The organism is Neorhizobium sp. USDA 3394 (assembly GCF_056280385.1).
This window is the reverse complement of record NZ_JBWCDU010000001.1, coordinates 1,071,263-1,090,885: the sequence shown is the minus strand read 5'-3', so window position 1 is coordinate 1,090,885 and position 19,623 is coordinate 1,071,263. Positions and strand designations below refer to the sequence as shown.

General features: G+C 61.8%; 16 protein-coding genes. 8 read left to right on the top strand and 8 right to left on the bottom strand.

Annotation, left to right across the window (positions count from 1 at the left end):
• Positions 1-228: 228 nt before the first annotated feature.
• The 3 genes from ypfJ to ACZ9EJ_RS05115 all read right to left on the bottom strand — a co-directional run bounded on the left by ypfJ (position 229) and on the right by ACZ9EJ_RS05115 (position 3,078).
• Positions 229-1,137 (bottom strand): KPN_02809 family neutral zinc metallopeptidase, encoded by a 909-nt coding sequence (gene ypfJ, locus ACZ9EJ_RS05125; protein ID WP_046639033.1) that lies wholly within the window; start codon positions 1,135-1,137, stop codon positions 229-231.
• A gap of 101 nt (positions 1,138-1,238) precedes the next feature.
• Positions 1,239-2,450, bottom strand: coding sequence for an MFS transporter (locus ACZ9EJ_RS05120; RefSeq protein WP_046639032.1), 1,212 nt, complete (start codon positions 2,448-2,450; stop codon positions 1,239-1,241).
• A gap of 145 nt (positions 2,451-2,595) precedes the next feature.
• Positions 2,596-3,078 carry a DUF2306 domain-containing protein gene (locus tag ACZ9EJ_RS05115; protein ID WP_046639031.1) on the bottom strand — a complete coding sequence of 161 codons (483 nt, stop codon included), beginning with the start codon at positions 3,076-3,078 and terminating at the stop codon, positions 2,596-2,598.
• Between the two features lie 112 nt (positions 3,079-3,190).
• Here ACZ9EJ_RS05115 and ACZ9EJ_RS05110 point away from each other — a divergent pair, with 112 nt between their 5' ends.
• Together ACZ9EJ_RS05110 and carB are read left to right on the top strand one after the other, a co-directional pair.
• Positions 3,191-4,009, top strand: a complete 819-nt coding sequence (locus ACZ9EJ_RS05110; protein WP_046639030.1) for a LytTR family DNA-binding domain-containing protein — start codon at positions 3,191-3,193, stop codon at positions 4,007-4,009.
• A 237-nt stretch (positions 4,010-4,246) separates the two neighbouring features.
• Positions 4,247-7,735: a carbamoyl-phosphate synthase large subunit gene (carB, locus tag ACZ9EJ_RS05105; RefSeq protein WP_046639029.1), complete on the top strand. Its 3,489-nt coding sequence runs from the start codon at positions 4,247-4,249 to the stop codon at positions 7,733-7,735.
• 139 nt (positions 7,736-7,874) lie between these two features.
• Here the strand turns inward: carB and ACZ9EJ_RS05100 are convergent, their stop codons facing one another.
• Positions 7,875-8,945: an endonuclease/exonuclease/phosphatase family protein gene (locus ACZ9EJ_RS05100; protein ID WP_255743006.1), complete on the bottom strand. Its 1,071-nt coding sequence runs from the start codon at positions 8,943-8,945 to the stop codon at positions 7,875-7,877.
• Positions 8,946-9,021: 76 nt separating this feature from the next.
• Between ACZ9EJ_RS05100 and ACZ9EJ_RS05095 the strand changes: the two genes are divergently transcribed.
• Positions 9,022-10,230 carry a T6SS phospholipase effector Tle1-like catalytic domain-containing protein gene (locus tag ACZ9EJ_RS05095; RefSeq protein WP_046639028.1) on the top strand — a complete coding sequence of 403 codons (1,209 nt, stop codon included), beginning with the start codon at positions 9,022-9,024 and terminating at the stop codon, positions 10,228-10,230.
• A gap of 23 nt (positions 10,231-10,253) precedes the next feature.
• Here ACZ9EJ_RS05095 and ACZ9EJ_RS05090 read toward each other — a convergent pair whose 3' ends face one another.
• Together ACZ9EJ_RS05090 and ACZ9EJ_RS05085 are read right to left on the bottom strand one after the other, a co-directional pair.
• A complete protein-coding gene (locus ACZ9EJ_RS05090; RefSeq protein WP_046639027.1) occupies positions 10,254-11,723 on the bottom strand; it encodes a UdgX family uracil-DNA binding protein in 1,470 nt (489 codons plus the stop codon).
• Positions 11,720-12,952: a putative DNA modification/repair radical SAM protein gene (locus ACZ9EJ_RS05085; RefSeq protein WP_046639026.1), complete on the bottom strand. Its 1,233-nt coding sequence runs from the start codon at positions 12,950-12,952 to the stop codon at positions 11,720-11,722. Before ACZ9EJ_RS05085 ends, ACZ9EJ_RS05090 begins: the two co-directional genes overlap by 4 nt.
• A 239-nt stretch (positions 12,953-13,191) precedes the next feature.
• On the opposite strand from ACZ9EJ_RS05085, the gene greA reads away from it, so the two are divergent.
• Together greA and ACZ9EJ_RS05075 are read left to right on the top strand one after the other, a co-directional pair.
• Positions 13,192-13,668: a transcription elongation factor GreA gene (gene greA, locus ACZ9EJ_RS05080; protein ID WP_024164099.1), complete on the top strand. Its 477-nt coding sequence runs from the start codon at positions 13,192-13,194 to the stop codon at positions 13,666-13,668.
• Between the two features lie 31 nt (positions 13,669-13,699).
• Positions 13,700-14,758: a glycosyltransferase family 4 protein gene (locus tag ACZ9EJ_RS05075; RefSeq protein WP_046639304.1), complete on the top strand. Its 1,059-nt coding sequence runs from the start codon at positions 13,700-13,702 to the stop codon at positions 14,756-14,758.
• Here the strand turns inward: ACZ9EJ_RS05075 and ACZ9EJ_RS05070 are convergent.
• Positions 14,742-15,767 carry a glycosyltransferase gene (locus tag ACZ9EJ_RS05070; RefSeq protein ID WP_046631042.1) on the bottom strand — a complete coding sequence of 342 codons (1,026 nt, stop codon included), beginning with the start codon at positions 15,765-15,767 and terminating at the stop codon, positions 14,742-14,744. The genes ACZ9EJ_RS05075 and ACZ9EJ_RS05070 overlap by 17 nt on opposite strands.
• A 346-nt stretch (positions 15,768-16,113) precedes the next feature.
• Between ACZ9EJ_RS05070 and ACZ9EJ_RS05065 the strand changes: the two genes are divergently transcribed.
• Entirely contained in the window at positions 16,114-16,893 is a 780-nt protein-coding gene (locus ACZ9EJ_RS05065; RefSeq protein WP_046639025.1) for a glycosyltransferase family 25 protein, read from the top strand.
• 27 nt (positions 16,894-16,920) lie between these two features.
• Here ACZ9EJ_RS05065 and ACZ9EJ_RS05060 read toward each other — a convergent pair whose 3' ends face one another.
• On the bottom strand, positions 16,921-17,403 hold the full coding sequence (locus ACZ9EJ_RS05060) for an Lrp/AsnC family transcriptional regulator (RefSeq protein ID WP_285229884.1): 483 nt from the start codon (positions 17,401-17,403) through the stop codon (positions 16,921-16,923).
• Positions 17,404-17,623: 220 nt separating this feature from the next.
• Here ACZ9EJ_RS05060 and trxB point away from each other — a divergent pair, with 220 nt between their 5' ends.
• On the top strand, positions 17,624-18,598 hold the full coding sequence (gene trxB, locus ACZ9EJ_RS05055; RefSeq protein WP_046631047.1) for a thioredoxin-disulfide reductase: 975 nt from the start codon (positions 17,624-17,626) through the stop codon (positions 18,596-18,598).
• Between the two features lie 15 nt (positions 18,599-18,613).
• Positions 18,614-19,510, top strand: a complete 897-nt coding sequence (locus ACZ9EJ_RS05050; RefSeq protein WP_046631464.1) for a LysR family transcriptional regulator VtlR — start codon at positions 18,614-18,616, stop codon at positions 19,508-19,510.
• The last annotated feature ends 113 nt before the right edge of the window (positions 19,511-19,623 follow it).

Genomic DNA, 19,623 nt, shown 5'->3' with positions numbered 1-19,623 from the left:
CCTGCCGGGCATCTCCCCTCAAGGCGGGAGATTGGCTGTGGCCAGCTCACTGCCCTACATTGAACTTCACTTCCTGGGCAGTATTTATTTAGAGGCGGGGATCGTGCCTCTTGTGATCTCCCCCCTTGAGGGGGAGATGCCCGGCAGGGCAGAGGGGGGTATCCTGGCTCCACCCTCCCCGTTCGTCCTCCTCGGGCCAAGACCCGAGGATCCAAACAGAGCAAGCCCTTAGACATTCCCCGAAAACGTATCACAAGCCTTCATGTCGCCGGTATCGAACCCGCGCTTGAACCAGCGTGCGCGCTGTGCCGACGTGCCGTGGTTGAAACTTTCCGGCACCACGTAACCCTGGCTGCGCTTCTGCAGCGTATCGTCGCCGATCTGCTGGGCGGCGTTCAGCGCCTCTTCGAGGTCGCCTTTATCGAGAATGCCCTTCTGCTGGGTGAACTTGCCCCAGACGCCGGCAAAGCAGTCGGCCTGCAGTTCGACGCGCACCGACATGCGGTTGGCGTCGGCCTCGCTCATCCGCTGGCGGGCTTGGTTGAACTTCGGCAGGATGCCGAGCAGGTTCTGCACATGATGGCCGACTTCATGGGCGATCACATAGGCCTCGGCGAAGTCGCCGGCCGCCTCGAAACGCTTCTCGAGTTCCTTGAAGAAATTGGTGTCGAGATAAAGCTTTTGATCGCCAGGGCAATAGAAAGGCCCGGTCGCGGAAGAGGCAAAGCCGCAGGCGGAATTCACCTGGCCGGAAAACAGCACCAGCACCGGCTCCTGATATTTCTGGCCATTCGCCTGGAAAATGCCGTTCCAGGTATCTTCCGTCTCGGCGAGCACAGTACGCACGAACGCAGTTGTCTCATCATTGGCGGGTGTGCGGTTGCCGGTCGTCTGCTGCTGCTCGAAGCCTGATCCGTCCATGCCGAGTTCGCCCGATAGCAGCGACAGCGGGTTGATGCCGGTGATCCAGCAGATGATCAGGATGACGATGATCCCGCCTATGCCAAGCCCGCCCCCGCGGCGGCCACCGCCACCGACCGGAATGCGAAATCCGCCCCGTCCGAGCGGACTGCCGCCCATGGAAGCGCCACGCTGGTCTTCGACATTGTCCGATTGCCGGCGGCCTTTCCATTCCATCTCGCTCACTCCTCTTCGGCGACATCACCCCTGCCGGGCGATATAACGCTGGCGGCCGCAAAAGCGATCCGTACCAGCATCACATAGCTGAAGATTCGTTCTCAGGCGACCCGCAGGGCCTTTTTCCCCGGCAGGAAAACCGTCAGCAGACCAAGCACCGGCAGGAAGGCGCAGACATTGTAGACGAAGGTGATGCCGTACTGGTCGGCAAAGACACCGAGCACGGCCGCGGCGATGCCGCCGATCCCGAACGCGATCCCGAAGAAGATGCCGGCGATCATGCCCACCCGCCCCGGCACCAGTTCCTGCGCCATCACCACGATCGCCGGGAAGGACGAGGCCATGATGAAGCCGATGATGGCCGAAAGCGCGATCGTCACCGGCAGGTTGGCAAACGGCATGGCGAGCGTGAACGGCAGCACGCCGAGGATCGAGAACCAGATCACCACCTTCGAACCGAACTTGTCTCCTACTAGCCCGCCGATAACGGTGCCGAGCGCGACGGCGCCCAGGAAGATGAACAGCATGATCTGCGACTGCTGCACCGTCACCTGGAAGCGCTCGATGACGAAGAAGGTGTAATAGCTGCTGATCGATGCCATGTAGGCGTTCTTGGAGAAGGTCAGGATGGTCAGCACGATGAGCGCGACGGTCACCGTGCGCTTCGAAAGGTTATGGGCCTTCAGCACCCGCTTGCGGCCCTGGTTGGCGAGCATATGCGCCTTGTACCAGCGCGCCACGCCGGTGAGGATGACGATTCCGAGGAGCGCGCCGACCGAGACCCAGGCAACGCTGCCCTGACCGTTCGGCACGATGATGAAGGCCGCGAGCAACGGGCCGATCGACTGTCCGAAATTGCCGCCGACCTGGAAGACCGACTGCGCCATCCCGTAACGGCCACCGGAAGCGAGACGCGCCACGCGCGAGGATTCCGGATGGAAGACGGCCGAGCCTATACCGATCAGCGAGGCGGAGATGACCAGCACCACATAGGAATGCGCGTTCGCCAGCATGAACAGGCCGATGAAGGTCGAGCCCATGCCGACCGGCAGCGAATAGGGGAACGGCTTCTTGTCGGTGATGATGCCGATCACCGGCTGCAGAAGCGAGGCGGTGCACTGGAAGGCGAGCGTCAGGATGCCGATCTGCCAGAAATCGAGGGCATAATCCGTCTTCAGCATCGGATAGATCGCCGAGATCATCGACTGCATGATGTCGTTGATCATGTGGCAGAAGCTGACCGCCAGGATGATCGGCAGGATCGTCGCTTCGGCGGCGGGAGCGGAAACGGGTTTGGATGTTGCATCGGCCATTGAATTTCCTCCGCGCAAGCGGTCGTCATCGCGGATGGCCGTTGCTGCAAGTGTCTTGGAGGCAGGTCTAGTCCCGTAAGCCGGGCCTGTCCATGACAGCAAGACGCCGAACGGTACGCTTGAAGGAAATTCTCGATGCACAATTTCAGAACCGGCGTGTCGACAGCCTCTGCTGAAGAACAAGCGCTCCAGCGATACCGGCCAGTGTCAGAAGCAATATCCAGCTTGGGCCGCCGGAAAAGACGACCGCGTTCATGATCCGCCCCGGGATCAGCGTGAACAGGCCGGCGATCCCGATACCGCCGAAATACATGCCGATGACCGCCGCCTTGTGCGCACGGATATTGTGGGCGCGCGCCGAACTGATCGCCCGCCACGCCCCGACGAGCACGGAGATCGACAGGAGATGGATCGGGCTGAAACCGTAGAAGAGATTGATCTCGTGGATGAAGAAGCTGGAGAGCGAGGTAATCACCATCAGCGCCATCCAGATTTTGCCGAGCAGGCGGTGTACCGGAGTGCCCTTGCGGTTGAGCAGAATATAGGCGCCGAGCACGGAGGCCGGCAGCACGGCGGCGACATGAATCTGGACGGCAAGCGGGGCATCGAGGAGCGGTTGAAGGTTCATGGGGAATACCTGTCGAAATCATCGAGAGACTGGAGGCGATTGAATTGATCGCCTGTTTCCGCCATGACTGGCTCACCCTCAACCAGAATGGCGCAGACAACGGATTAACTTCGTGAATCAACCGTTTTTGAGCTCCACGCTTCGTGAATTGCAGCTCTTCACCCGCTCCTGGCGCTTCTGGACGACCTTTGCGCTGGTCGTCCTGCTTTTCGTCGTCACCGGCCCCTACGGCACTTTCGAGCGGATGACGCTCGGCATCCGGCTGGGATACTGGCTGATCGTGCACGCCGTCACCTGGTCGATCGCCATCTGTTTTGCGCTGATGGCGGAGATTTTGTTACGCCGGCATCTCAACCACACGCTCGCCCGCATGACGATCGGTTCACTGGTCGCAGCCCTGCCGATCGGCTTCGCGCTCGGCGCGATCGATTTCGCGTTCTTCGGCCACTGGACCAACATGGGCAACGGTTTTCACCGGGCGCTGTTCGCGCTGCCACTTTGCGCCCTCTTCTGTCTTCTGACCTACATGGCCATGCACCGGCAGATCGCCGAGGTTTCCGCGTCTGCCCTACCACCCGCATCAGCCCTTGCGCCTGCCGCATCTGAACCCGAAATCCTCACCCGGCTGAAACCCCAGAACCGCGGGGCAATCCTGCGGCTTTCGGTCGAGGATCATTATACCGATGTGGTCACCAGCCGCGGCCACGAACTGATCCTCCTGCGTTTCGCCGACGCCCTGAAGGAACTTGGGGCCACGCCCGGCCTGCAGGTGCACCGCTCCCACTGGGTGGCGGATGCCCATGTCGAAAGGTTGAAACGTGATGGCGGCAGGCTTGTGCTTGTCATGAAGGACGGCACGGAAATCCCGGTGAGCCGGACCTATGCCGATGCGGTGCGCGCGCGTTTCGACGAGCTTCCAGCTCGGTCGTGATCGCTACGACGGACAGTACCACGGGAACGCCAGCGGTGAACCCGTCGAAAAGCCGGCTTCGTCGGGAAGCCACGCCGAACGCTTTTCCTGTCGATTTGGCGAGATTCGGGGTTCCGTTCCCCAGAACATTTGCCTATAAGCCGCGTCTAGCCTGAAAAGACATGCGCGCGCGACCCGACCGGTGGTATTCCACACCGCGTCGGTTTTCCGCGCAGGAAAAAAGCGGAAAGATACCCCATGCCCAAGCGCCAAGACTTGAAATCGATCCTCATCATCGGCGCGGGTCCGATCGTCATCGGCCAGGCATGCGAGTTCGACTATTCCGGCACCCAGGCCTGCAAGGCACTGAAGGAAGAAGGTTACCGGGTCATCCTGGTCAATTCCAACCCCGCGACGATCATGACCGATCCGGGCCTGGCGGATGCCACCTATGTCGAGCCGATTACCCCGGAAGTCGTCGCGAAGATCATCGCCAAGGAGCGCCCCGACGCGCTTCTGCCGACCATGGGCGGCCAGACGGCGCTGAACACCGCCCTCTCCCTGAAGCGCATGGGCGTGCTCGACCGCTACAATGTCGAGATGATCGGCGCCAAGCCCGCCGCCATCGACATGGCCGAAGACCGCGCCCTGTTCCGCGAGGCGATGTCCCGCATCGGGCTTGAAACCCCGAAATCGATGCTGGCCAACGCCACCGACATCAAGGATGCCGACCGCAAGACCCATGAGATCGAGCGCAACCGGGTCAAGGAAAGCCTGACGGGTGCTGAACTCGACAAGGCGCTCGACGCGCTCGAAAACCAGTGGAATCTCGGCGAGACCGACCGCAAGCAGCGCTACATCAGCCACGCCATGGCGATCGCCGCCCAGGCGATCGACGTGGTCGGCCTGCCCGCCATCATCCGCCCCTCCTTCACCATGGGCGGCACCGGCGGCGGCATTGCCTACAATCGCTCGGAATTCTTCGAGATCGTCGGCGGCGGGCTCGATGCCTCGCCGACCACCGAAGTGCTGATCGAGGAGTCGGTGCTCGGCTGGAAGGAATACGAGATGGAGGTGATCCGCGACAAGGCGGACAACTGCATCATCATCTGCTCGATCGAGAACATCGATCCGATGGGCGTCCACACGGGCGACTCGATCACCGTTGCGCCGGCGCTGACGCTGACCGACAAGGAATACCAGATGATGCGCAACGCCTCGATCGCGGTCCTGCGCGAGATCGGCGTCGAGACCGGCGGCTCGAACGTGCAGTTCGCCGTCAACCCGAAGGACGGCCGCCTCGTCGTCATCGAAATGAACCCGCGCGTCTCGCGCTCGTCGGCACTCGCTTCCAAGGCCACCGGCTTCCCGATCGCCAAGGTCGCCGCCAAGCTCGCGATCGGCTACACGCTCGACGAACTCGACAACGACATCACCGGCGGCGCGACGCCCGCCTCGTTCGAACCGTCGATCGACTATGTCGTCACCAAGATCCCCCGTTTCGCCTTCGAGAAGTTCCCGGGCGCCTCGCCGGTCCTGACCACCGCGATGAAATCGGTCGGCGAAGTCATGGCGATCGGCCGCACATTCGCGGAATCGCTGCAGAAGGCGCTGCGCGGCCTCGAAACCGGCCTGACCGGCCTCGACGAGATCGAGATTCCCGGCCTGGAGGACGGTGAAAACTCCAAGAACGCCATCCGCGCGGCAATCGGCACGCCGACCCCGGACCGGCTGCGCATGGTCGCCCAGGCGCTACGCCTCGGCCTCACCGAAGGTGAAGTCCACGAGGCCTGCAAGATCGACCCGTGGTTCATCGCCCAGTTGAAGGCGATCACCGACATGGAAGCCCGCATCCGCGAGCACGGCCTGCCGGGCGACGCCGAGAACCTGCGCATGCTGAAGGCGATGGGCTTCTCCGATGCCCGCCTCGCAAGCCTTACCAAAAAACGGCCGAAGGAAGTGGCGGAACTGCGCAACAGCCTGAATGTCCGCCCGGTCTTCAAGCGCATCGACACCTGCGCTGCCGAATTTGCCTCGCCGACCGCCTACATGTACTCGACCTACGAGACGCCTTTCGTCGGCGAACTGCGCTCGGAAGCCGAAGTGTCGACCGCCAAGAAGGTCGTCATTCTCGGCGGCGGTCCGAACCGCATCGGCCAGGGCATCGAGTTCGACTATTGCTGCTGTCACGCCGCCTTCGCACTGAAGGATGCCGGCTATGAAGCGATCATGATCAACTGCAACCCGGAAACCGTCTCGACCGACTACGACACCTCGGACCGGCTCTATTTCGAGCCACTGACGGCCGAAGACGTGATCGAAATCCTGCGCGCCGAGCAGGAAAAGGGCGAAGTGGTCGGCGTCATCGTCCAGTTCGGCGGCCAAACCCCGCTGAAACTCGCCGAAGCGCTCGAAAAGAACGGCATCCCGATCCTCGGCACCGCGCCCGACATGATCGACCTTGCCGAAGACCGCGACCGTTTCCAGAAGCTGCTGATGAAGCTGGACCTCAACCAGCCTAACAACGGCATCGCCTATTCCGTCGAGCAGGCCCGCCTCGTCGCGTCCGAAATCGGCTTCCCGCTCGTCGTGCGCCCGTCCTACGTGCTCGGCGGCCGCGCCATGCAGATCATCCATTCGGAATCGATGCTGCAGACCTACCTGCTCGACACCGTGCCGGGCCTGGTGCCGGAAGACATCAAGCAGCGTTACCCGAACGACAAGACCGGCCAGATCAACACCCTGCTCGGCAAGAACCCGCTTCTGTTCGACAGCTACCTCAGCAACGCGATCGAAGTCGACGTGGACTGTGTCTGCGATGGCACCGACGTCTATGTCGCCGGCATCATGGAACATATCGAGGAAGCCGGCATCCATTCGGGCGACAGCGCCTGCTCGCTGCCGCCGCGCACGCTTTCCAACGAGATGATCGACGAACTGGAACGCCAGGCGAAGGCGATGGCCAAGGGCCTGCATGTCGTCGGCCTGATGAACGTCCAGTTCGCCATCAAGGACGGCACGGTCTACGTTCTCGAAGTCAATCCGCGCGCCTCGCGCACCGTGCCTTTCGTGGCAAAAACCATCGGCGCGCCGATCGCCAAGATTGCCGCCCGCGTCATGGCCGGCGAAAAGCTCGACGCGACCTTTGCCGCCTACGGCACCAAGCCCGATCCGCGCAACCTGAAGCACATCGCCGTCAAGGAAGCCGTCTTCCCGTTCGCCCGCTTCCCCGGCGTCGACATCCTGCTCGGCCCGGAAATGCGCTCTACCGGCGAAGTCATCGGCCTCGACACGGATTTCGCGCTGGCCTTCGCCAAGTCGCAGCTCGGCGCCAATGTCGAACTGCCGCGTGACGGCACGGTCTTCGTATCCGTACGCGATGAGGACAAGATCCGCGTGCTTCCGGCAATCCGCATCCTCACCGATATCGGCTTCAAGGTTCTGGCGACCGGCGGCACCGCCCGCTTCCTCGCCGAACAGGGCATTTCCGCAACCCGCATCAACAAGGTGCTGGAAGGCCGCCCGCATATCGAGGACGCGATCCGCAACCGGCAGGTCCAGCTGGTCATCAACACGACCGACAGCAACAAGGCGATCTCGGATAGCAAATCGCTCCGCCGCGCGACGCTGATGCAGAAGGTGCCCTACTACACCACCATGGCCGGCGCCGAAGCCGCCGCCATGGCGATCAAGGCGCTCAAGGCCGGCAACCTCGAAGTCCGCCCGCTGCAGAGCTATTTCGCCTGACACTGATCCATGCGGCCGAGGGAGAACCTTCGGCCGCCATCCCTTCCGCTCCGGTCTTCATGTCCGGGACATCCACCGGAACGGCGCCCGCAAACTCGAAGACGAGGCGATGCGCTCGAAGGGAGAGGCTCCCCTGCCTTTAAGCATCGCGTCCCACAACGGTGACGATGACCGGCGCGTGGTCGGAGGCAATGCCCTTCGGCGGCCCGTCGCGGAAATGGTCGTCGAAAATCTCCACCTTGGTCACCGTGCCGCGCCGGCGCGGGTTGTTCGGATTAAGCCCGTTGGAGACGATCGCGTAGTCGAGGATCGAGCCATGGCCCGAACTGCTGTGGGTGATCGGCCGGCCCTGAAGCTGGGTCGGCACGAGGGGCCACGTGTCGTAGAGCTTGTAGACATGTTTGAGAAAGGCGAATTCCGGCGGAATACCGTTGCCCGGGATGCTCCCCCAGGAAAACACCCGCTCGCCCTGGGTCAGAATGCCGATCGTGTGCGAATCCGGCCCCTCGTTGAGATCGCCCAGCAGCAGGACCGGCGCATCGTTGTCGCGATCGATGGCGCGGCGGAAGAGCCGATAGACAACGCCCGCTTCGGCCGCACGCTTGGCGACCTGGTCCACGCCGGCGGCATTGCGCAGCGAATAATAGGTTTTGATCTTCGCAGCCCAGTCCGTGATCGGATCGACGTCGCGGGGATCGACGAATGCGCCCTGTGATTTCAGGTGGCAGACATAGATGTCCATCCCGCCGATCCCCGGAAGGTCGATGCGCGCCGCGACCGGCGTCCGCGAAAACCTGAAACCAGGATCGACGACCGTATCGACGTCGATATCGGCAACGCCGATCAGGTCGCCGACCTGCGCGAACGGATGACGCGAGGCGATCGAAACGGTGGCGTTCACATAGATCGCCGGATCCTGGTCATCGAAAATCGGCGCGCCGGCATTGGAGAAATGCGGATAACCGGCGGCGGCGACGAGCGCCTTGAGCGCTTCGGACGAAACCACTTCCTGGAACCCGACCACATCGGCATTCATCTGCGCCAGCATGCCGGCGATCCAGGCCTGCTTGGCCTGCCATTGCTCCGGTGTGTAGGTCGATTTGGGATCCCGCTCGTGCCAGAAAATGCCCGGCTCGGCGAAATGATAGAGATTGAAGGTCGCGAATCTGAAATCGGCAATGCCTGCCTCCCGCAAAACGGCGAATGCCAAGATTGATACAGCTACTTAGAATTGTAAACATGACAGGGTGATGATACTCTTCGATAGGGATCATCCGGGGGAAACCATGTCGAGGAATATCGTCATTCTGTTCGACGGTGCGTCGAATGAAATATCCGCCGACCGCACGAATGTCCTCAGACTGTTCGGAACGCTGGAGCGATCCGAGAAGCAGATCGTCTACTACGATCCCGGCGTCGGCACCTTCGGGGCAGCAAATTCCTGGTCGAGATTCTATCGCAAGGCCTTCGAAGTCTGGGGGCTCGCCACCGGCTGGGGTTTGGACGAGAACGTCAAGGAAGCCTATCGTTTCCTCGTCGAAAACTATGATCGCGGCTCCAAAAATGTGGATGGCCGGCATTCGGACCGGGACCGCATCTATATCTTCGGATTCAGCCGCGGTGCCTATTCGGCCCGCGTGCTTGCCGGCTTCATCCACGCCTTCGGCCTGACCACGAAATATCATCTGAACCTGCTGGACTACGCCTACAAGACCTACAAGGGCATTCCCGAGCAGGAACAGCGCAAGGAAGATGCGGTCGGGGACGAGGAAGCATCTTCGGCATTCGCCAGCATGCGCCTCTATGAGCGAATGCTCCGCAACGACCGTCCGCCGATCGCGCTCCTCGGCCTTTTCGATACCGTGGCTTCGGTCATCGAATCGGGCAAATGGCGACCGCAATTGAAGACTCATCCCTTTACCCGCAAGAACCCGAGCGTCGAATGCGTGCGCCACGCGGTGGCGATCGACGAGCGGCGCACCATGTTCCAGCCGGAGCTGTGGATGGCGGATCAGGATTATTGGGGCGGCCCGTTCAAGCCGAAAACCGTCGTAAAACAGGATTTCAAGGAAGTGTGGTTTGCCGGCGTGCACGGCGATATCGGCGGCGGTTATCCTGAGGCGCAGAGCGGCCAGATCAAGATCCCGCTCGACTGGATGATCCGCGAAACCGGCCCGACCGGCCTCTTCTATGTGACCCGCACGATCAACAATATCGTTCTCGGCAAGAACGCCAATAAATATGTGCCCCTGGATCCGAAAGCCGATCTCCACAACTCCATGTCGAAGGGCTGGAAAATCCTCGAATACATTCCGCGGCGCGTTCCCGAAAGCTCTTGGCGCAAGCGTGGGGATCGCAGCGGAATCTATCTGCCGCTCGAAGACCGGCGCTTCATTCCGGACGGAGCGAAGCTTCACGAGTCGGTCAAAACCCGATTGGACGCCGGCGCCTACACCCCGCCCAACCTTCCGAGCACCCCCACTTTCGTCCCTTAAGCAGCCTGAATCATTCTCTCCGTTCATGCCGCCAAGCGCTTGATCCGGTTCATGTCCTCCCTGAACCGGGCAAGCTCCTCCGCCTTTCTCCCCTCGTCGGGAATGCGCAGGAGATAGGATGGATGCACGGTCACGAAAAGCGTGCGCCCTTCCTCCATGGCAATCGGCTCGCCCCTGACATCCTCCAGCTTCTGCCGCATGTCGGTCAACGCGAAGAGCGCCGTCGCGCCCATCGCCACAGCCAGTTTCGGCCTCACCAGTTCCAGTTCCTGGGTCAGCCACCAGCGGCATTGCCGCACCTCGCCCATGTTCGGTTTCTGGTGGATACGACGCTTGCCGCGCGGCTCGTATTTGAAGTGCTTCACCGCATTGGTGATATAGAGCGACCGACGTTCGATGCCGGCCTCGCCGATCACGTCATTGAACAGTTTGCCCGCCGGTCCGACAAACGGCTTTCCCGCCAGGTCCTCCTGGTCGCCCGGCTGCTCGCCGACGAACATCACCTTCGCGTCCGGTGGACCGTCGCCGAACACCGTCTGGGTCGCCAGGCAATGGATGTCGCAGCGCGTGCAATGCCGCGCCTCCTGCTTCAACGCCGCAAGCGTGCCCGCGATGGGCACCGGCTCCGCCGGCGCCCTGGCCGCCGCCTCCTGTATCCGGTGATGAAAGGGCAAGGGTTCGCTCGCCGCCTTGCGCGCCATCTCGATGACATTGGCCTCGGCATTGGCGATCAGCCCCGGAATAAGCTCCGCTTCCGGCAGGTTCCTCCAGTATTTCTTCGGCATCTCCGTGGTCATCATCTTCACCTTCAACCGCGCCGGGTTGAAGATCGAGGCGTAATAGGTGCGCCACAGCTCGTCGGTCTCGTCACGCAGATCAGGCTTCTCCGCCGGCTCATCCGTCGTGCGCAGCGTCTCGCCGTCCCAGGAGGCCGAACCCTTTGGCGTCAGGATCAACCAATCCATGTCGGTGAAGCGCCGCTGGAAGAAAGGCGCCACCCGGGCGATGATGAAGTGATCCGGCTCGAACCAGGAGATGAAGCGCCGCCGCCCAGGCACGCCCTCGGGCAGCGGCAACTCCTTGAAACGCACGAAAGCGGTCATCTTGTGATAGTCGCGGCCGACCGATTTCGCCATGCGGCTGGCGGCAACCACGTCCGGGTCGGTCGCCATCCGCAGCAGATGCCGGCCATGCACCACCCCGCCATGCATCATCCGGAACAGCATGCGGTAGAGCAGCGCGAACCGGGTCGGGTCGGAATGGCAGAGCACCGCCTGCGCCAGCCGGATGAAGGCAGGCTGCACCGTCATCGGCTCGCAGTCCGGATGCGGCGGCGGCAGGTGGTTCTCGTCGAAACCGAACAGCCCGTCGGCATCGTCCATCGTCCGCCATTCGATATATTCGGGCACGATGCCGGCCATCAGGAAGGCGCGGGCGGCATCGCGCCACTCGGTGAGATCGCCCCTGCCCCGCAGCGAAAAACGGTACCTCATAACAGCGACAACTGCTCAGGCTTCGGCTCGAACATCGCCCTCAAATCCGTCCGGTCGACCAGCCGGTGCGGCGTCCAGCCCTCCGCCATGATGAACGGCTGCACCTTCCTGAGCGATACGCCGAGCCGCTTCAGATCGTCGAGCCTCAGCCGCCCGAACCGCCGCGACGACAGGATGCCTTTGACCGTCTTGGTGCCGAAACCCGGCACCCGAAGCAGCATCTCCTTCTCCGCCCGGTTGACGTCCACCGGGAACCGTTCGCGATGGCCGAGCGCCCAGGCGAGCTTCGGGTCGAGATCGAGGTCGAGCATGCCGCCCGCCTGAGTCGCGGTGATTTCACCGATCTCGAAACCGTAGAACCGGTAGAGCCAGTCCGCCTGGTAGAGCCGGTGCTCGCGCATCAAAGGTGGCTTGATCAGCGGCAGGGTCTTCGACGAATCCGGGATCGGGCTGAAGGCGGAATAATAGACCCGTTTCAGCCCGTAGCTGCCATAGAGCCGGGCGCTGGTACCGAGTATCGTCGCGTCGCTGGCGCCGTCGGCACCGACGATCATCTGCGTGCTCTGCCCGGCCGGCGCGAACGTCTTCTTCCGTTTCGTCTGCAGCGTCGGATCGGCCATTTCCTCGATCTTCAGCCGCAGCTTGCCCATCGACCGGCGGATGTTCTCCGGCCGCTTTTCCGGCGCGAAACGGCTGATGCCGCTGTCGGTCGGCAACTCGATATTGATCGACAGCCGGTCGGCATAAAGCCCCGCCTCCTCGATCAGATGCGCGGATGCTTCCGGAATGCTCTTCAGGTGGATGTAGCCGCGGAAATTATGGGTTGTCCTGAGCTCCCTGGCGATCCGCACCATCTCCTCCATCGTGTGGTCGGAGGAGCGGATGATGCCGGAAGAAAGGAACAGGCCTTCGATATAATTTCGGCGGTAGAATTCCAGCGTCAGCCAGATCACCTCCTCCGGCGTGAAGCGGGCTCGCTCCACATTGCTGGACGACCGGTTGATGCAATAGGCGCAGTCGTAGATGCAGAAATTGGTGAGAAGGATCTTCAGGAGCGATATGCAGCGCCCGTCCGGCGCATAGGCATGGCAGATGCCCGAACCCTCCGTCGAGCCGAGCCCGCCTGTCGCGGACGAGTCCCGCTTCACGGTTCCGCTGGAGGCACAGGATGCATCGTATTTGGCGGCATCCGAAAGGATCGCCAGGCGTTCTTTCAGCGACTTCTTCATTAGGATGTTCACTAAATGTTCTTTTTCAGCCAGTCAAGTCATTGACAAACGGTGCCGCTTGCAATCTCATGGTGAAGGAGGGGCACACGGACAAGGTTTCGAAATTCCTAGCGTTCGCTGTCGAAATTCTGTTATAGTGACCTACATTCTGATTTTACGATGGTTCCGAAGTTTCGCTCCGGAACCTGTTTCTTTTTGTGTCCGCGGTATCCGCGGGCATGCGCCTGAAGGACAAGGAAATGGTTGAAAAGGTACCGATGACGCAGAGTGGTTTTTCCAAGCTGCAAGAGGAGCTGCGCTGGCGTCAGCAGGAGGAGCGTCCCCGTATCATCGAGGCAATCGCGGAAGCGCGCGCCCATGGCGACCTTTCGGAAAATGCCGAATACCATGCCGCCAAGGAGGCCCAGAGCCATAACGAAGGCCGCATCACCGAGCTGGAAGACCTGACCGCGCGTGCGGAAGTCATCGACCTATCGAAGATGTCCGGCTCGAAGATCAAGTTCGGCGCCACCGTGAAGCTCATCGACGAGGACACCGACGAGGAAAAGATCTACCAGATCGTCGGCGACCAGGAAGCCGACGTGAAGGCAGGCCGCATCTCCATCTCCTCGCCGATCGCGCGTGCGATGATCGGCAAGGAAAAGGGCGATTCCATCGAAGTGGTCGCCCCCGGCGGCTCCAAGGCCTACGAAATCCTCGCCATTTCCTGGGGCTGATACGCCCGTGGGCAAACAAGGCGACCCCGCCATCATCGATATCCGTGACGTCGAAGTGATCGCGCCGAATTTCAAGCGGCGGCTCTCCGGCGTCACGTCGACCATCATCCAGCTCGTTCCCGTCCAGAGATCGCTTGGCCAGAAGGTCGCGGCGCTTGGCCCCGGCCTGCCCGCCGATCTGCCGCATATCCGTTACCGCGACCTCTTCCGCCTCTGGTCGCCGCCGCGCGGCAAGCGGTGCCGGATCTGGCACGCGCGCCGCAATATCGAGATGCTGCCGGCGATTTTCATGCGCGACGTGCTGCGCATGCCGATGAAGATCGTCTTCACCTCGGCCTCCCAGCGCCGCCATACCGGCTGGACCAAATGGCTGGTCTCGAAGATGGACGGCGTCATCGCCACGAGCGGCAAGACTGCGGATTATTTAACGGTCAAGAACACCGTCGTGCTGCACGGCATCGACACGAACCGCTTCTCGCCGCCATCGGACAAGGCAGAGGCCAAGCGCGCCAAAGGCCTCGATCCGGCACAGAAGATCGTCGGCTGTTTCGGCCGCGTGCGGCGCCAGAAGGGCACCGACCTTTTCGTCGATTCGATGATCAAGGTGCTTGCCGAGCGCAAGGACTGGTCGGCGATCGTCGCCGGCCGCGCCACCGGCCCGCATGTGGATTTCGAGGATGGATTGAAGAAGAAGGTCGCCGCCGCCGGCCTTGCCGACCGCATCCTGTTCGTCGGCGAGCACACCGATATCAACGACTGGTATCGCGCCCTCGACCTCTTCATCGCGCCGCAGCGCTGGGAAGGTTTCGGGCTGACGCCGCTGGAAGCCATGGCGACCGCGGTCCCGGTGATCGCCACCGATGTCGGCGCCTTCCCGGAACTCCTGGTGACGGGCGAAGAGGAAACCGGCCTGATCATCGCCCGCGACAGCGTCGATGCGATGGCCGAGGCGGCCGTCGTCTTCATGGACGACGAGCCCCGGCGATCGAAAGCGGCAGCCCATGCTCGCGCCCATGCGCTCGAAAATTTCAGCATCGAAGGCGAAGCAAAGCTGCTCGGCAATATCTACCGGATCACGGCTTCCGCTTGAACAGCTCGATATAGGCGTTGGCGATCGCCTCTTCCGAAAACTGCCCGACCAGCGTCGCCCTGCCCTTTTCGCCAAGGCTCGCCGCCAGCTGACGATCTGCGATCACCTGGTTGATGGCGCGCGTGTAACCGGCGACGTCATCGATATCGACAAGCAGCCCGTTTTCGCCGTGCTGCATGAACCACGAAGGCCCTTCCGACCGCGAGGAAATCACCGGCTTGCTCTGCGCCCAGGCCTCGAAAATCACGTTGCCGAGCGGCTCGTGGCTGGACGGCATGATAAAGATGTCTGCGGCCGCAAGATAGGGGCGTGTATCCTTGTGCCAGCCGAGGAACCGTACCCGGTTCTCCATCTTGTGCTCGCGCATGACCGCCTCCAGCGCTTCCCGTTCCTCGCCGTCGCCGGCGATCCACAGATAGGCGTCCGGCACCGCCGCCATCGCCTCGATCAGCAGGTGGAAACGCTTGCGCTTGACGAAACGGCCCATCGTCATGATCAGCGGCACGCCTTCCGGCGTGTTGGCAACCGAGCGCGAGACGGGCGCCACGACCGACGTATCGGTGAAGTTCGAGATCACCTCGACGCCGCGGGTCCAGCCGAGATTGTTGCGCACATGGTCGGCAATGCCCGGCGTGTTGCAGACGAGAATGTCGGAATTCTTGAAATAGCCGAGATGGGTGGGGTAGTCGCCGAGACGGGAGAGCTTGATACCGCCCTTATAGTCCGGCATCAGGCGGGCACCGCGGGTGGACCAGGAAATGATCGCGTCGGCCTTGTCCCGCTTTGCCATGGAGAGCACCTTCATCGGCAGAAGGATACGATCGATCGACAGGTTGCGGAAATTGCTCTCGATCACCTTGGCATGAGCCTCGACATCCGGCTTCCAGCGGCGGTTCCAGCGCATCACGGCCGTCTGCTCAACGCCGCGCCGTGCAAGCGCGCCGACCAGATGCACGAAGAACTTCTCCGCCCCGCCGTCCTTGCCGAAAATATACTGGTGAACCCGCATCGATGTCGCCTCGCCTGTCTGTTTTCCGCCGCTTCATACCGGAAACCAGCATCCATAGGCAGCGCCGCCTATATGTTACGGTTGAAAAACCTGCGCAAGGGGTACGGGAATGGTTGTCGCTGAAATGTTGGGAGCCGGGCAGGATGCGACTGCCGTGACGCTTCCGCACCGGTTCGGGCGAGGCTCTCGGGAAGAAACGCCCGCTTGTTCCCAAAAAGGCCGAGCCACGATATAGCAAAGCTCAAACAGCTTCGACCACGTCGACGCACCATCACAAGTCTACCGGCGACGGAAGCGGTCTTGGCGGACGAAAAGCCGCTACGCCTCCTTGCCGGAAAAGGGTAAAATGCAATCGCTTCAGACATATGTCATCAATCTGGATGGCAGCAATGACCGCCTGCAGACCATCAGCGACCGTCTTTCGGCCTTCGGCATCGCCTTCGAGCGGATTTCCGCGGTCGACGGCCGCAAGTTCGACCTCGCGACGATCCCGGACTACGACGCCGAGCGCGCCCAGAATTATATGGGCCGTACCCTCGTCGGCGGCGAAATCGGCTGCTACCGCAGCCACCTGAAGGTCGCCGAACATTTCCTGAAATCCGACGCCCGTTATGCGCTGGTGCTGGAAGACGACGCGCTGCCGCTCTGCAATCCGGTCGAACTGCTCGACGCGGCGCTCCCCGATCTCGAAAAGGTCGATCCCGACTGGCGACTGATCAACATCGGCAACAACAAGCTGAAGATCGCAACGCCGCTCACCCGCTACGGCATCGGCGGCCACGACTGCGAACTGGTAGCAGCCCATTACTTTCCGATGACGACCAGCGCCATCGTCTGGTCTCGCGAAGGTGCCCGGCTGTTCCTCGCGGAGCACCGCAAGATGTTCGCCCCGGTCGACAATTATTTCCGCCACTGGCTGACCCGCACCGGCCACGGTTATTCCTTCTGGCCCTCGCCCGTCACCACCACGGATGCGGCAAGCGAAATCCTGGCGAGCTCCGGCCGGGCCAGAAAGACCAACAAGCGGAAATGGTTCTATGCGTTCGCCAAGCAGCGGCGCCTGATGGAAGACAAGCTGATCGCCTTCATCCACAAAAAGCGGTTTCGGCCTGCCGGGAGCAAGTGACGAAACGCGCGTCGGCGCCGGCGCGCTTCAGATCTCCACCAGACCCAGCTGCTTGACCTGGCGGATGGTCAGCATGGTACGCACCGTATCGACATGCTGGTCGGCCGTCAGCACCTCGATGACGAAGTCCTGGAAGACGGTGAGGTTCTGGGCCGCGCAGCGCAGCAGGAAATCGCTGTCGCCGTTGACCATCCAGGCTTCCCGCACCATCGGCCATTGCTGCACCTTCGCCCCGAAGGCCTTGAGATCCGCATCCGACTGGCGCTTCAGCCCGACCATGCAGAAAGCGACGAGATCGACGCCGAGTTTCGGGGCGTTGAGCAGCGCGTGATAGCCTTCGATGATGCCGGCCTCTTCGAGCTTGCGCACGCGGCGCAGACAGGGCGGCGCCGAAATGCCGACCCGCTCGGCGAGCTCGACATTGGTCATGCGCCCGTCACGTTGCAATTCCCGCAGGATTTTTAGGTCGATGGCATCAAGATCGGCGCGAAGCACAGAGGTCCCCTTCATTCTGCAGTGCTTTTATCGCAAGAGGAATTTTAAGCAAGAATATGTCGTCGAGCCCCCTGGCAAGGGTTCCATGCCAACTGATCTGTTGTTAGTGCAAGGCTGCCCTTGCATTGCTGCATGGATCAATCTTACATGGCGCTTCTAAAGCGGCAGACCGGACATCGACCACCTATATGAGGGGCAACGAAACGTCGACCGGTCTTTGAAAGGAAATTACTCCATGTCCTCCCGTCATACCGAGGTCCTGATCATCGGCTCCGGCCCGGCCGGTTATACGGCCGCCATCTATGCGGCGCGCGCCATGCTGAAACCGGTCCTGATCGCCGGCATGGAACAGGGCGGCCAGCTGATGATCACCACGGATGTCGAAAACTATCCGGGTTTCGGCGATCCGATCCAGGGTCCCTGGCTGATGGAGCAGATGCTGAAACAGGCGACCCATGTGGGCGCCGAGATCGTCAACGACCTCGTCACCGAAGTCGAGCTCAACCATCGCCCCTTCACGGTGCGCACCGATTCGGGAGCGGTCTGGACCGCCGAGACGATCATCATCTCGACCGGCGCCAAGGCAAAATGGCTCGGCATCGAAACCGAGCAGCAGTTCCAGGGCTTTGGCGTCTCCGCCTGCGCCACCTGCGACGGCTTCTTCTATCGCAACAAGGACGTGATCGTGGTCGGCGGCGGCAATTCCGCGGTCGAGGAAGCGCTCTACCTGTCGAATATCGCCAAATCGGTGACCGTGGTGCATCGCCGCGACTCGTTCCGCTCGGAAAAAATTCTGCAGGAACGCCTTTTCCAGCGGCCCAATGTCAACGTGCTGTGGAACACCGAAATCGCCGAAATCACCGGCAAGCCGGCCAAGGCGCCGATGCCGCCGTCCGTCGAGGGCGTCAGGCTACGCAATACACAAACGGGTGCGGTTACCGACTTCCCGATCCATGGCGTCTTCGTGGCGATCGGCCATGCGCCGGCGACCGAACTCTTCCAGGGTAAACTGAAGATGAAGCCGAACGGCTATCTCTGGACGGCTCCCGATTCGACCGCCACCGACGTGCCCGGCGTTTTTGCCGCCGGCGACGTGACTGACGACACTTTCCGCCAGGCGATCACCGCCGCCGGCATGGGCTGCATGGCAGCGCTCGAGGCCGAACGTTACCTCTCCGGCATTCAGCCGGTTGCCATAGCCGCGGAGTGACGTTGAACGATGGGTGTGCCGCTCGACTGGGACAAACTGCGCATTTTCCACGCGGCGGCGGAGGCGGGATCCTTCACCCATGCGGCCGATAAGCTGCATCTTTCCCAGTCGGCGATCAGCCGCCAGGTCAGTGCGCTGGAACAGGATGTTGGGGTCAAACTCTTCCATCGCCACGCGCGCGGCCTGATTCTCACCGAACAGGGCGAGCTCCTCTACCGCACCGCCCACGACGTGCTCCTGAAGCTCGAAACCGTGAAGATGCAGCTCACCGAGACGACGGAAAAGCCGTCGGGCAAGCTGCGCGTCACCACGACCGTTGGCCTCGGCCAGGGCTGGCTGACCGACAAGGTGCAGGAATTCCTGCAGCTCTATCCGGAAATGTCGATCCAATTGATCCTCGACAACGAGGAGGTGGACGTCAACATGCGCCATGCGGACTGCGCCATCCGCCTGCGCCAGCCGGTCCAGTCCGACCTCATCCAGCGCAAGCTCTTCACCGTCCACATGCACGTCTATGCGGCCCCCTCCTACATCAACCGCTATGGCGAACCGCAGTCGGTCGAGGATCTCGACAACCACCGCATCATCTCGTTCGGGGAACCGGCGCCGAACTACCTGCTCGACGTCAACTGGCTGGAATATGCCGGCCGGTCATCGGACAATACCCGCACGCCGCATCTGCAGATCAACAGTCAGACCTCGATCAAGCGCGCCTGCCTGCTCGGAATCGGAATCGCCTGCCTGCCGGATTATATCGTCGGCCGCGATCCGGGACTGATTCAGCTGGCGATCAATGCCGACATCCCGTCCTTCGACACCTATTTCTGCTATCCGGATGAAATGAAGAACGCCGCGAAGCTAAAAGTCTTTCGCGATTTCGTGGTCGGCAAGGCCCGCAACTGGAGCTTCTGACCAGCGGCGATCCGAACTAGATATGCCCGAAAGACCCCTGCAACCCCATGATTTCCTGGGTTCTGCGGCCGCCTGATATGTAACCACTGAGCGCATCAAATCAAAGCGATGCA

Bases quoted from the DNA above. Each gene is read 5' to 3' on its own strand.
- trxB (WP_046631047.1), top strand. From the start codon at position 17,624: ATGTCCTCCCGTCATACCGAGGTCCTGATCATCGGCTCCGGCCCGGCC.
- ACZ9EJ_RS05085 (WP_046639026.1), bottom strand. From the start codon at position 12,952: ATGAAGAAGTCGCTGAAAGAACGCCTGGCGATCCTTTCGGATGCCGCC.
- ACZ9EJ_RS05095 (WP_046639028.1), top strand. From the start codon at position 9,022: ATGTCGAGGAATATCGTCATTCTGTTCGACGGTGCGTCGAATGAAATA.
- ACZ9EJ_RS05065 (WP_046639025.1), top strand. From the start codon at position 16,114: ATGCAATCGCTTCAGACATATGTCATCAATCTGGATGGCAGCAATGAC.
- greA (WP_024164099.1), top strand. From the start codon at position 13,192: ATGGTTGAAAAGGTACCGATGACGCAGAGTGGTTTTTCCAAGCTGCAA.
- ACZ9EJ_RS05070 (WP_046631042.1), bottom strand. From the start codon at position 15,767: ATGCGGGTTCACCAGTATATTTTCGGCAAGGACGGCGGGGCGGAGAAG.
- ACZ9EJ_RS05115 (WP_046639031.1), bottom strand. From the start codon at position 3,078: ATGAACCTTCAACCGCTCCTCGATGCCCCGCTTGCCGTCCAGATTCAT.
- ACZ9EJ_RS05120 (WP_046639032.1), bottom strand. From the start codon at position 2,450: ATGGCCGATGCAACATCCAAACCCGTTTCCGCTCCCGCCGCCGAAGCG.
- ACZ9EJ_RS05060 (WP_285229884.1), bottom strand. From the start codon at position 17,403: ATGAAGGGGACCTCTGTGCTTCGCGCCGATCTTGATGCCATCGACCTA.
- ypfJ (WP_046639033.1), bottom strand. From the start codon at position 1,137: ATGGAATGGAAAGGCCGCCGGCAATCGGACAATGTCGAAGACCAGCGT.
- ACZ9EJ_RS05090 (WP_046639027.1), bottom strand. From the start codon at position 11,723: ATGAGGTACCGTTTTTCGCTGCGGGGCAGGGGCGATCTCACCGAGTGG.
- carB (WP_046639029.1), top strand. From the start codon at position 4,247: ATGCCCAAGCGCCAAGACTTGAAATCGATCCTCATCATCGGCGCGGGT.